At 39.7% G+C, this 13683-nt stretch carries 9 protein-coding genes; 4 read left to right on the top strand and 5 right to left on the bottom strand.

What is annotated here, in order from left to right; genetic code table 11:
* Positions 1 to 28 precede the first annotated feature (28 nt).
* Positions 29 to 625 carry a hypothetical protein gene (locus HWQ36_RS30395; protein ID WP_012411481.1) on the bottom strand — a complete coding sequence of 199 codons (597 nt, stop codon included), beginning with the start codon at positions 623 to 625 and terminating at the stop codon, positions 29 to 31.
* Between the two features lie 197 nt (positions 626 to 822).
* Between HWQ36_RS30395 and HWQ36_RS30400 the strand changes: the two genes are divergently transcribed.
* Together HWQ36_RS30400 and HWQ36_RS30405 are read left to right on the top strand one after the other, a co-directional pair.
* Positions 823 to 1452 carry a sigma-70 family RNA polymerase sigma factor gene (locus tag HWQ36_RS30400; protein ID WP_292709762.1) on the top strand — a complete coding sequence of 210 codons (630 nt, stop codon included), beginning with the start codon at positions 823 to 825 and terminating at the stop codon, positions 1450 to 1452.
* Positions 1453 to 1550: 98 nt separating this feature from the next.
* Complete coding sequence (locus tag HWQ36_RS30405; protein WP_292709764.1) at positions 1551 to 2618, top strand: tetratricopeptide repeat protein; 1068 nt, start codon at positions 1551 to 1553, stop codon at positions 2616 to 2618.
* Between the two features lie 144 nt (positions 2619 to 2762).
* On the opposite strand, the gene HWQ36_RS30410 is transcribed toward HWQ36_RS30405, so the two are convergent.
* Together HWQ36_RS30410 and HWQ36_RS30415 are read right to left on the bottom strand one after the other, a co-directional pair.
* Entirely contained in the window at positions 2763 to 3569 is an 807-nt protein-coding gene (locus tag HWQ36_RS30410) for a hypothetical protein (RefSeq protein WP_292709766.1), read from the bottom strand.
* Between the two features lie 217 nt (positions 3570 to 3786).
* Positions 3787 to 5256, bottom strand: coding sequence for a HAMP domain-containing sensor histidine kinase (locus tag HWQ36_RS30415; RefSeq protein WP_292709768.1), 1470 nt, complete (start codon positions 5254 to 5256; stop codon positions 3787 to 3789).
* A 554-nt stretch (positions 5257 to 5810) separates the two neighbouring features.
* On the opposite strand from HWQ36_RS30415, the gene HWQ36_RS30420 reads away from it, so the two are divergent.
* Positions 5811 to 8825, top strand: coding sequence for a hypothetical protein (locus tag HWQ36_RS30420; protein ID WP_292709770.1), 3015 nt, complete (start codon positions 5811 to 5813; stop codon positions 8823 to 8825).
* Positions 8826 to 8895: 70 nt separating this feature from the next.
* On the opposite strand, the gene HWQ36_RS30425 is transcribed toward HWQ36_RS30420, so the two are convergent.
* Positions 8896 to 9327: a hypothetical protein gene (locus HWQ36_RS30425; RefSeq protein WP_292709772.1), complete on the bottom strand. Its 432-nt coding sequence runs from the start codon at positions 9325 to 9327 to the stop codon at positions 8896 to 8898.
* Positions 9328 to 9935: 608 nt separating this feature from the next.
* Positions 9936 to 10364 carry a hypothetical protein gene (locus tag HWQ36_RS30430; RefSeq protein WP_292709774.1) on the bottom strand — a complete coding sequence of 143 codons (429 nt, stop codon included), beginning with the start codon at positions 10362 to 10364 and terminating at the stop codon, positions 9936 to 9938.
* An 827-nt stretch (positions 10365 to 11191) separates the two neighbouring features.
* Here HWQ36_RS30430 and ppk1 point away from each other — a divergent pair.
* On the top strand, positions 11192 to 13372 hold the full coding sequence (gene ppk1, locus HWQ36_RS30435; protein WP_292709776.1) for a polyphosphate kinase 1: 2181 nt from the start codon (positions 11192 to 11194) through the stop codon (positions 13370 to 13372).
* The last annotated feature ends 311 nt before the right edge of the window (positions 13373 to 13683 follow it).

Raw genomic sequence — 13683 nt, forward strand, 5'->3', positions numbered from 1 at the left:
CAATCTAAAATCATCTAAAATCTAATAACTAATTCGCTACCTCAGCCACCTCAATCACTCGCCCTTCATAGTCTTTCACCAAAAAGTTAAGTGGCTTCTGGTTACGAATCTTGAATTTCAAACCGCGTGTTTCGACTCGCATTAAAATCATTTCCAAGCAGTCGTGGTCAAAACAAACGTGGCGTTGTTGATTTTTGCTACCTAAACTCGCACCAGTAATAACGTGTAGCTGGGTGTTTTTCTTCAATTGATACCACAGCCCTTCAGTAGCATTATTCATCATTTTGCTTGACAAACTCGGCCCTGTAGACATGTATAGCGGATCAATCCCAGTTGCGCCTATAGTTTGTTCGTAGTTGTAGTAATAGTGCAAGGGCACCTCAGCTGCTGGCAAATCTAGCAGCCCTTCATACAACTGTCGGGCAATCTCCAAATCTGACACCATTACAGTGTGTACTTTTGGGGCACTGGTGAGGAACATCCACATCGCACCAGCGTAAGCTGCTAGCAGCATTACCATAATGCCTTGGGTGGAAAACAGGCTATCCAAGGGCAAGGAAGGGAGAAAGGAGCCTAAAGTAAGGGGACTGAGGAGGAACGACATCACACTAACTGCTATAACCATGAACAAATAAGGATTCTATGGGGGAGTCGATTTTATAATTGTCGATTAAGACTAAAATTAAGTCCTTGTTTCTAGTTTATCAATAACTCAAGTTGTCTGAGTCTCGGCTACAAACTGGGCAACACCAAGATATTATGCGATTAACTACGGGAGTGCAATTCCCAAAATTATTTTAACAACTATCAACTCAAAGACTTGTGCAAATTCCTCATTTTCCTGAAGCTAATCATCCTCTGGTAAAGTCGCTGTTTCATCACAGTGACCATGAACTACTGACTTTGTTTCAGCGCTATCCAGATGCTGGAAAGTATTTTACGGTGATTTTTTGTCGCTATAGCCCCATAGTGTATACCTTAATTCGGCATTCGGCGCGATCGCCTGTGCAGGCAGATTATCTGTTTGCCCTCACCTGGCGGCATATCTATTACGAACTCGGTGGACTAAATTTAACTACCTCTGAATCAGGTGAGCCAGCTTTAACGATGCAAAATTGGTTAATTAATATGACAGCTTTCTGTATTAACGAAATTAAACTACCACCCACAGAAGCAATTCATTATTCTCTGCAAGCGACTTCGCCACCGCTATGGTGTTATGTACAACAAGCATTAGACCAACTACCACCTGTTTTACGATTAATCGTGTTAATGGCTCAAACTTTCCACTGGAGCGAAACAAGAATTGCTGCCTATCTGCAAGCCGAAGGAGAAGCGATCGCTCCAAACGTTGTAGCCAATTTTCTCCAGGAAGGCTATCGTATGCTAGAGGACAAATTACCCACAGATATCCGCACCATCTACTTTGGAGAAGATTTAGCTCAATCCTAACTTAAGTGTAAATGCGTATATTGTTTGTCTTCAATTTATAAACTTAAAACTTTTTCTTAGACCTTCTACTTAAACCCGCAACTTTACGGGTAATTTTTATGAAACAACGGCTTGTATTTCCAAGGCAATTAGTTTGCGTAGGTGTGATTTCTCGTCCCCTTTTACACAGCTTTTTACTGTTTACTTTTTTGCTGAGTCCCGTAGCTGCGGGTGCGGTTGATATTACGCAACAACTCCACCGTCCTTTAAATAGTTCTGTTGGGCGACAATCAAGAGATGAAGCAGACAGCTTACTACGGATCGGCGAACAACAATACGCTTCAGGATATGCCGATAAAACAATTGCATCTTGCTTGCAGGCACTAGAACTATATCACTCAATTGGCGACCTAAAAGCACAAGGTCTGACTTACAATTTGCTTGCAAAGGCTTACATCCAGCTTGATAGTGCAAAAGAGGCGGAAGATGCTTTACGACGCGGATTAGCGATCGCTCGTGATACAAAAGACTTCCAAGCTGAGATTTTTGTGCTAAATAATATCGGTACATTTTTCCTGCAACAAGGAGAATCTGCTGCTGCTGGTAAAACAGTTGAAGATGCACTCGCAATTGCTCATGGTGTCAAAAATATTGAAGGGGAAGGACTATCTTTGAGCAATTTGGGTTTGGTAACTGCTAGGTTGGGAGATTACAACAAGGCGATTAAATTGTATGAAAATGCTTTAATTTTCCGCCGTCAGACTGGCGATGCCATCGGTGAAGCAAATACCCTGAATAATTTGGGTGATGCCTACTTAGCATCGGGAAATTATCAAGATACCATTGCTACTTATGGTGAAGCGATGCGGACAGCTAAAACTAACCGCGATCGCACCAATGAATTACGGGCAATTGACGGTTTAGTGAAAGCTCACACAGCTGTCGGACGCTACGAGAGAGCCTTTGATTTACTAGAGCAACGTTTAGCACTCGCTAAAGAATTGCAAAATTTGCGAGAAGAATTAAAATCTTTTGAGTCTTACGCTCAGTTATACAAGCAACAAGGTAATTACTTAACTGCCCGTAATTTTTACGAAAGGGCGATTATACTGGCGCGGACATTGGAAGATAGCAAGCAAGAAGTGCAATTGCTGGATCAGCTAACTAAAATGCTTCAGCGAAAGTAGGAGTTAAAAGGGCGATTAGAAACCGCGTCTACACAGGCAAAACCCACCTGCGTGGGTTATAAAAGCTTGATTTTCTCTTAGCTCAGGTTGGTGTAGCTCTTGTTTGTGTAGCCGCCAATGACTTTCGCCCTGGCTCTAAGTTAATTAATTCAAGAATACTGAACCGTTACGTTCAATTCTCATAGCACTTCTGCCCTGTGCTGCATTGGTGGCTTCGTTAAATCTAACTTCCAAATTTCCTGGCTCTGAAGAAGCTTGTGGAGTCACTATCAACTGTCCACCATCAATTCGTTCAAATGTCACCGTTACTGGTGCTTTTAGACCTTGCAATATTACATTTGACTTTCCTTGTAGCGATCGCGGTGCCGTATCGCCAATCACTTGGAAAGTTACATTAGCCGCAGTGTCATTTATCAATTTGATATTAACAGTACCATTAGTCAGTGCGATCGTTGCGCTGGGGGTTTGCCGTGGTGGTAGTAGTTGTGGTTGATCGGTGGAAGCCGCTCCTGGTGAGGGCTGTTGACTTTGATCTTTAGGGACTGGGCGTGGTGGTGTAGCACCTGGCTCTGGTGGTGTGGGAGATTGACTATTAGATGGGGAAACTGGGCGTGGTGGTCTAGCTCCTGGCCCTGGCGGAACTGGAGAAACTTGTCCCTCAACTGGGGGAACTGGGCGTGGTGGTCTAGCACCTGGCTTTGGCGGAACTGGAGAAACTTGCCCTTCATCTGGGGGAACTGGGCGTAGTGGTCTAGCACCTGGCCCTGGCGGTACGGTAGTTTGGGAGCGGTTATAGGGTGGTTCGCTAAAAATACTGGGACTTGGATTAAGCTTGGGAGTAGATTCTTGTGCTAATGCGTGAGGGATTACTGGCAGACTAATTAGTAATCCCCCACAGATAGCGCCAAATAACTCAGCAGACTTGCGAAAATTTTGAGACTTAATATTCATTTTTGACTCCTGAGAAAACATCAAATTATCTTCTTTTAAGAACTTAAAACAGCAGATTTAATTAGGTTTAACTTGTCAGTGCATAAAACAGATATTACCAATGGCATCCATTTTTTGTATCTAACTAGAGACTGGATAATAATCTCAAATTAGACATAACTATTTCATTCCCAAGGCTGAAAAAGCTAAATTATTACTGATAAAGCTTCTTATTAAATTAAGACTCAAGGGTTATTGGTAAAGTGATAGTAAACGTAGTGCCAATGCCTTGAGTACTTTCAACTTGAATATGACCCTGGTGATGTTCGACAATAGCTTGAGCGATCGCTAATCCCAATCCTGAACCAGTAGCGCTGGCTGTAGCTGTATTCCCAGTTGTATGAGTCCGTGCCGGATCTACCCGATAAAAGCGGTCAAACAAGCGTGGTAGTGCCTCTGCTGGAATTCCAACTCCGGTATCACTCACCTTAACTTGCAACTGGGCACTGGTGTAACGTAGTCCAGAAACTCGATTTATTCCCTCTATCCGCGCCAATTCCACTTTTACCCGTCCACCAGCTGGAGTGTAATGCAAGGCATTAGCAATTAAATTTGTGAACAGCCGCACCAGTTGATCCCAATTACCCACAAGGGTAAACCAATTTTCCAGTAATTCAGGGTTAGTTTCAGAAGTAGGAGGGTCAACTAAGTCTAGAGAAAGAGTAACTTCTTTTTTAGGAACTAACAATTGTTGTTCTTCAACCACTTCCATCAGCAAGGCATCTAGCGGACAAGGTGAAAAGATATCTTTGCTAATCCCACTATCCTGTCGTGCTAAGAACAGTAAGTCATTGACTAATTTACCCAAACGCTGCGTTAAGCGTTCCACCACCTTTAACTGTTGCCGATACTGCATAGAAGTAGTTGCTTCTGTATCTGCTAAATCCAAGTCAGCAAGGGCAACTTGCACATTTGTTTGAATCAAAGTAATCGGACTTCTAAGTTCGTGGGAAGCATCAGCAGTAAATTGTTTGAGGCGTTGATAAGACTCCCCTACAGGTTCCATCGCTTTACCCGAAAGAAACCAGCCACTTGCACCTACAGAAACCACCATCAAACCAATACCTAGCGCCAAATCAAGAATTAACTCACGACTGGGTTTAGTGACTTCAAACCAGGGATGACTAACACGCAGATATCCTACTACTTGCCGCCCCACTTCTACCCGTTGTGTCACTTGTCGCAATAATAGTGGTGACGGTAGAGACGCGATTAATCGCGTCTTTAATTTTGAATTTTCATTCTCTCTCTTGACTACGCGCACAGTTTCGCCAGTGCGGTTGGCATGAATGGGAATATTTAGGGGTTCGGATAGCGTTGACCAAAGTAATTTACCATTCGGGCTAAACCATTCTAGGTCGATGTGGTCATCTTCTACACTGTCAGTATTTTCACGAAAACTGGCTTCTAAATTAATGCGAAATTTATCTGCATCGGTATTAATTGGCTCAAATATGAGCGTAGATGCACAGGGACTTGTTGTGAGACAACGCTCGACTATTTCCACCACATGGTTAAGGGTATCATCAATCCTCTCAATCAGCGTACTGCGGACATATAAATAAACACCACTAGCAAACATTAGTAGTAATACAGCAGTCACAGCAGTGTACCAAATTGCAAGACGGCGGCGAGTAGCCTGAAACATATTTTACCCACTTATTTGATTTAATATTTACAAATTACGTATTTATACGGCTAAACATTAGCTCACTTTTTTAGCTCTAGTGGTTTTGCTGAGGTTTAATTTTGACTCAAGAATTACACTCTTGTTGCAGTAAATCTGCTTAATCCTGTTTTATTCTTTACAGCCTGGATAAAAAATCGGTTTTCTTTGGTTATCTATATCGCAATACTCTTGAGTTAAGCTCGAAATCCTTTGTAGAGAGGCTGCAATGCAAAGTCTCTACCTACTTAAAATCAAGAACAAAAATACTTAACGCAAGCGTATTTATCCATGTCCAATTAACCGAATGGATTGTTGAATGTGTCTAATTAAATCAAGTAGAAAAATCAAACTTTGAAAGAAAAATCATGGCTAATATTTGATCCTTAAAAATTTATTTTGGCAGTTCAAACAAATAGCCATATATTCAATAGTTTGAATTGATTGTGGTATTGATTTTTGAATCTATTAAATGGCATACTTCTATTGTGGAAACCTGTAAAATCTCGAATCACGAAATAGTAAAAATCTCACTAATGAGATTCAAAAAGAATCTACAATTAATTGTAACGTGCTTTTTATCTTCAACAATTCTGTTCAAAGTTATCCTAGTTCAATTTTCTGCGATCGCATTAGAGCTTGACGGTCGTAACAATATTACTTTGAATGCAGAAAACAAGAAAGATATTACTAATAAGAGTTCACAAAATGAAGCCCTATTAATACAAACTTTAAAAAATGCTAACTCTAACTTACGTAAAAACGAACAATTATCAAAATTAAAACCAATTGAGTTAATCGCGGAAAATAATGTAAATCTTAGTCCTAAGAGTTTGCTAAACTCAGATAAAGTAGATAATCTTCAAAGCAAAGCCCTTTTAAAAGAAACTAACTCTGACTTACAGAAAACCAAACAGTTATCCGAATTCACTATAGCTGATGTTATCCCAATTGAAGAGTATAAAGTAGAACCTCCCAAGCCCCAGGATGAAGGTGAAGAACAAACTAAACCTAATACAACTAAACCGAATACGAATATACCAACACAACAAATACTAATAGAAAAGCTACGTCGTTCAAAAAAGCAACAGCAAGCCAAGCAAAAAGAAATAATTCTTGATGCCCTGACATTTAGTGCCAATAAATATCCTTGGATTGTTAACCCTACAGATAACCTTACTTTTTCCACAGAATTATTTAAGCCAAATGAAAATGAAAATTATATAGATACGGATATAAGTGTAAGATTTTCTGGAGAAAATCAGATTATTAATAAGTTTACTTATGCTAAATTTCCTAAAGCTGACCAGTTTTACTGGGTTCTAGATAACAATAGAATAGTCGTTGAAACTAAAGGCTCCCAAGTTGGCATCCTCTCTCAAGGAAGACAAACTAATACTTATATTACTCAAAATGTTACCTCACAACAGGCATTTTGGGGATTGCAAACTCTGTTCGCTATACCGACAGATTTTCGGGAGTTATCTGGAGAAGTTGATACTAGTAATTTTTCTGTAACCTCAATAGCCGGACAATTGGTAAATCCTGAAGGGATACCTGCTGGCAGAGTTATTATTAATAGTGGAATTGACTCAAACAATCCTAATGTCACAGTCCTAAAAAATCCTATTCCAGTTCTTGGTAGTGGTTCTACTTTGAGTATTGATGGTGGGCAAGCTTTATTTCAAGCTTTAGATGCTACCAATGCTCCCAAAATTCTACAAGGCTTTCCCACGACAAATATACAACCTTTACTAGATGATGGAAATGTCAGACTCCAGATAGGCGAAATCATTCCTAATAGTGCCCTAGAAGCTGCTGGCATTTCTTGGGGAAATATCTTGACGGGAGAAGGTTTTGGTTTTACTGCTCCTGTCTCTTCCTTTCCAGGTATTAAAGTTGCTCAACTTGGAAAATTTGATAACTTTGATTTGTTAAATGTAGCAGTCAATCCTTTTCTTTCTCAATCCGAAAAAGACTTTCATTATCTTAACTCTTTACAGTGGCTATCTTTAGGAAGAAGAGATCCTGTATTTGAGACACTATCTCAAAGTCAAGAAAGTTCCGATTGGCACAGACTATATGTTAGCCATCCTCATAATCGGAGTTTGATTCAATATGATCCAGTTGCAATTAAAGCTACTTATTCTAATATTTTTTCTGCTCCAGGATTATCCCTAACAGCTAAATTTAGCGATACTAGTATTGATGCTATTCAATCAGTAAATTCTACATTAGGTTTGCTATTAGGTGGAGTTTTTGAAGCCATTAAAATCGATAATATTCAACAAAGTCTAGAAGAAGCTAGGCAAAAGTTAAAGAATGGGGAAGGTTTTGTTCCTTTAAATACACCTGCTACGGCTGAACAAAGAAGACAAATTAATAACAGGCTGAATCGCACTTTATCTTATGCAAATGCATCTAGTGGCTTAGAGCAGGTATCTGGAACTTACACATTTCCCAGTCAAGTCACTCCTAAGAACTCTAGTATCTTGCAAATAAGAATAGGAAACCACAAACGAGCAGTTCAGTTTCTTGAAAGAAATATTTCTATTTTAGATGAAGGGGATACATTTTTTTCTGATCTCAGACTCTCTAATGAAAAATTTGGCCCTCTAACCTACATTGGTATTCCAATTCCTTTAAATGGTACTTCCATTGATCCTATCAACGAATCCTCTGCTGTAGAAGTCATTTTGACAAACCCCCAAGGGCAAAGATTTGTACAAAAATTTAATTCAGCAGATTCAACGCTAGTACCGCTCCAGGTAAGAGCAGCCGATTTAGCATTCGATTATATGGAACTCACTAGAGTTGATAAAATAGGTGTTAGTTTTAATAATTTTAACGGTTATCTCTCCTTGCCGACAGTTGAATTGCTATCAGCCGGTTCTTCTGGAAATTTTAACTATAGTGCTAATGTAGGAACGTGGTTTAATATAGATGCTAATTCAGCACCAGGCGTTTCTAATAATAATTTAGGGACGGAAGAACCAACATTAGGTTTCTATACTAATATACTTCTCAACTATATTAAAACTGATATACGGTTAAATTCAGCCAAAAAACCTGTAGCTATTAACACTCATGTACCATACTTGAGAGTTGATTGGAATAGTGCCTCTAATAGAAATAATCCTTTTTCTACTTATTTAAGTTATTTATATCAGCATCAAGAAAGAAATTTCGGTTTTTCTTTAGCTCCTGGCATCGCTTTTATTGAAAATAATAGCAATGGAGAATTTTTAGGTCTTTTAAATGGAGAATTTAGTACTAGTCATGGTTTGAATATCAAGACAAATTTAGAGATGGGCAAAGAGGTTTTCTTTGAATTTCAGGGTTTACACAGAGTTAGTAAAAATATTTCTGCTGGTGTTTATCTAAAAAATTATAGTATTAATAATTTAGGTCTTAGCAGCCGAGTTTCTGGCTTTAATTATGGAGTCATTATGAGGCACAATTTCCCCGACAATAGTGTGTTTATAGAAACTCAAATTGGTACAGGTGAGAATGGATTTGACCTAAAGCTTCAAGGTGGTTATCGATTTTGATAGCATTGCTAAAGATCCCCGACTTCTTTGAGAAGTCGGGGATCTAAGATTTTTAATTTGCCAATTCTGTCTAATCTAAAGCACCTAAGCCATTGTTACCAGCACCTGCTTGGATTATAGTTGTTAAATCTTCAACAGAAGTACTATTATTTAATAAATTCGCTGTTGTATCAATAAATGGGTTTGGGTTAGACAGTGTAGTAGTTTGAACTACTCCTGGGGTTATTGTCAGACTAGTTATGGTTTCGTCATTTCCGCCTGCTATACCTCCATAGGTAGGAGAAATTGTTACACCTCCATTAAAGTAAGAGCCAGAAGGTAAAGTTACCTCACCACTGACACTGAGAAAAGTACCAGAAGGTCTAATAACAGTAACAGCACCACGAGCAGTAGCTTGTTGTGCATTTGCTGGTGCGGCTAAAAAGTTTCCTACACTTATTAAACCTAATAGACAGATACTTCCCCGAAGACTTATAGGTAATTTTTGGGATAAGCTATTCATGTTTTATAAACTCCTCATGTTCTTCGCCTTAGCTTGTTTCCAGATTTTGCTTGGAAATGCAAAATGAACCTCAACTAGCAAAAGTAGAGGCGGAATCATTCTTGATCTTTTTTATTACTCTGGTCAGATAAAAATATAGAATCCCTGATATGAGCGTTTTGTTAACAATGAACATTTTGAGGGCTGGTATTGTTACGCAAGCGCTCGATTCATTATTTTCTGGGAGTCTCAGGGTTTATATTGATATCACTAAACCTATGTAAAGGGATGATGAGGAGTTGTATGATAATTCATTAACGTTTTCATTCCATATTCCTAGTCAGAGGCTGGGAACAAGGCATAAAGGAAAAATTTAATCTTTGTATCGGAGTCTGTAACATAAGGTAGTGAGGAACTGTGAGGTTCAAATACCCGTACAACAAGATTCCCGACTTCTCTAAGAAGTCGGGAATCTGAGCTACAAAGAAGCGCCATATCATAATATACAAATATAAATATAGGGAACAGATATAGCATTGCTATTTCTCCTCCCTATGAGCTATTGATTTATTCAACTGTTCTGTCAGTTGCTAAAAATTTTGTAAGTACTTACGAGGCAAAAATTTAATCTACTCTAAACCGCCTAAGCCATTAGCACCAGCACCAGCCCGGATGATCGCTGCTTGTGCGCCAATGTCAGCAGCTGTTACAGCTGCGTCTAAGGCTGCTGCTGCTGAAGTAACGAAAGGATTGCTGCTAGCAGTGAGTAAAGTAATGTTGGGTGTGCCTGCACTTACAGTTAAATCGACGATAGTTTCATTGTCTGCCGTTGATGTGCCGCCATAGGTAGGTGTAATGACTAGATCCTGGTCGTAGTAACCATTTTGAGGCAAAGCTAATTCACCACTGACACTGACAGAAGCGCCTGAAGCTCTAACAAGAGTTACAGCACCACGGGCTGTTGCTTGACCTGCACTTGCTGGCGCAGCCAGGATATTACCAACGCCAACCAAACCTAACAAGCAGATGCTTCCTTTGAGAATTGCAGAAATTTTCATAATTAACAAACTCCTCGTGTTGTTTATCTTTGCGTTTTCAATATAACCATTGCCTACCAGAAATCTCTCAGCAATAATACTGAATTTTTTCAAAATTCCAGAGGTCATAAATTAAAAAAACTAATAGATGAAATGGTTAGCGTGGATCTCAATAACAGGAGCCAAAGCCTATTAAACATGAGTTATAGCAAGGCTTATGTCTACTTAATACTTGTATTAAAGTTGTGACAATGATTACCAAATTTTTGATTTTGGAAAACAAAATTCAGAAAGCACTAGAGGTAAGGCTTTAGACTGCTTTCATACCATAATTCTCTGTAAGCACCGCTTCATAATTCGTCAGAAATTTTCATAAATGCCTATATCATATCTTTGCTAAATCTTAAGTGCATATTTATGGGTAATATGCTGTGGGCAAAGATTTGAATCCCCAGGCTTACCGCAGTTATTGTATGGATGCAATCTTTTCTTATGGGGCATAACTGTACGCCAATACCATATTCCACAAAGCTGGAAAGGCTATAAAATCTAGTTATAGGTTGGGTGGATAAGGTGATTCTCTGGAAGATATGCTGCAAAACACCCAAAAACTTCTTAGTAATGTTGGCTTTCATGCCCACACAAGTTGATTTTTGAGTCTTTGACTAAAGTTATTTAAATAACAAATAGATTTTTAATTTAAGTATGATGTCTGTCCTTTACCAGTAGCGAGGTAGAGAATCAGCATATCCAAAAATTGCCTCAGCGTTCTGCTCAAGCACCATTTAACTTACTATGTTTATTGTCCCCCAGTTAAATGGGCTATATCTGCCTGCCTTTAGGTCATTATGGCAAAATCTAAAAAAAGCGCTACTCCCATCAATTTAAACGATCCACAATATTATCTTAACCGAGAGTTAAGCTGGTTAGAATTTAATGGCAGGGTGTTACATGAAGCCTGTGACGATCGCACGCCTCTTCTTGAACGCCTCAAGTTTTTAGCAATCTTCAACTCTAATTTGGATGAGTTTTTCATGGTGCGGGTTGCTGGTTTAAAGCAACAAGTAGAGGCGAAAGTCAGCCTATTAACTCCCGATGGTCGGACACCACAACAACAGCTAGATGATATTAGGTCTACCCTGATTCCTCATGTCAAGAAAGAGCATCAACATTTTGAGGAAATACTTCGTCCATTATTAGTAAATCATGGCATCCATATTCTGGATTACATAGATTTGAATCAAAAACAACGGACTCATTTAAATAGCTATTTTGAGGAACAAGTATTTCCAGTTTTGACTCCTTTGGCTGTCGATCCGAGTCATCCTTTTCCTTTTATTTCTAATCTCAGTCTGAATCTGGCTGTTGTGGTCAAAAACCCAGACACCGAAGAAGAATTCTTTGCCAGAGTTAAAGTCCCTAGTGTTCTGCCACGATTTTTACCGATTCCGCCGGAGTTGGGAGATCAAAATAGCGAAAAACCTGCCCACTGGACTGGTGTACCTTTAGAACAAGCGATCGCTCATAACTTAGAATCTCTATTTCCAGGGATGAATATTCAAGAATATCATCCGTTCCGCATTACCCGTGATGCCGATTTGGTATTAGAAGAAGATGAAGCAGATGATTTGTTGTTAGCAATCGAACAGGAATTGCGAAAACGGCGGCTAGGTGGAAGTCCAGTCCGGCTAGAAATTCAATCCCAGACTCCTGAAATAGTGCGATCGCGATTATTGCACGATTTGGAATTAACAGAGAGCGATCTCTACGAAGTAGACGGTCTTTTGGGACTGCGGGATTTGATGTCTTTTATGGCCTTGCCACTACCAGAACTCAAAGATCCACCACGTCAGTCTGTTGTACCATTACGTCTGCAAAGGCTGAGGGAACCGAGTTTAGATCCAGATGCAGTGGAGACGGACGAAGGAAAAGATTTTTTTGCTGTGATTCGGGAAAAGGATTTACTAGTACACCATCCCTATCAATCTTTTTCGGAAACAGTAGTGCGCTTTATTACCCATGCCGCCTACGATCCGAATGTGTTAGCCATCAAAATGACACTTTACCGGACTTCTGGTGACTCGCCTATCGTCAATGCCCTAATTGCTGCGGCCGAAAATGATAAGCAGGTATCTGTACTGGTGGAATTAAAGGCGCGATTTGATGAGGAAAATAATATTTACTGGGCAAAACGACTAGAAAGAGTTGGAGTTCATGTAGTCTATGGTTTAGTAGGGCTGAAAACCCACAGTAAAACCGTTATGGTGGTACGGCGCGAAAAAGATCGAATCCGCCGCTACGTACATATTGGCACTGGTAATTATAACCCCAAAACAGCACGGCTGTATACAGATTTGGGATTGTTTAGTTGCCGTGAAGAATTAGGTGCTGACATCACAGATTTATTTAATTTCTTGACAGGATACTCCCTGCAAAAATCTTATCGAGAATTGCTGGTTGCACCTGTGAATATGCGCGATCGCTTTTTGGCACTAATTCACCGCGAAATTGAAAATGTTCAAAATGGATTTTCTGGACGCATTGTTGCCAAAATGAATTCCCTAGTCGATCCAGAAATTATCGCCGCTTTATATGAAGCTTCCCGCGCCGGAGTGCAAATCGACTTAATTATCAGGGGCGTTTGCTGTTTGCGTCCAGGACTCAAAGATATTAGTGAAAATATTCGCATCATCAGCATCGTCGGTCGCTTTTTAGAACACTCTCGCATTTATTATTTTCATAACAATACACAGGAGGAAATCTTTATCGGCAGTGCCGACTGGATGCGCCGCAACCTAGATCGCCGAGTCGAAGTAATTACCCCAGTAAAAGACCCTGATATTGCCAAGGATTTACAAGAAATTATGGGAATTATGCTCGCGGATAATCGCCAAGCTTGGGAATTACAAGCCGATGGCACTTACATTCAACGCCGTCCTTATGATGATTCTCCAGAAGCTAATTCACAAAAAATTCTGATGAATATGGCATTACGCTCAACTGGCGTAACCTCAAACTTGATTGATTAAATAAATAAGTTACTTTGACTTTGACAACTAGCTAAACTTAGATAACTTTTAAAAGTTATCTAAGGGACTTCCAAATAAGGGACTTCCAAATAAAAAAACATCCCAAATTTTCTTGTGGGATGGGTGTCCGCACTACGTGCCGCTACGCTAACACCCGTCCCATATTCAGGGCGGGCAGGATGCCCACCCCACAAGATTGAATAATTTATTTCTTGGAAGTCCCTAAGTTGGTTGTCATAGGTTCACACAAGCGATCAAACAAAATTCAGCTTCATCGGCGGTCACGTTGTGCAAAATAGGCAAAGGAGAAA

Origin of the sequence: Nostoc sp. NMS2 (assembly GCF_017115105.1) — a bacterium.
In the GTDB taxonomy this organism is placed as follows: domain Bacteria; phylum Cyanobacteriota; class Cyanobacteriia; order Cyanobacteriales; family Nostocaceae; genus Nostoc.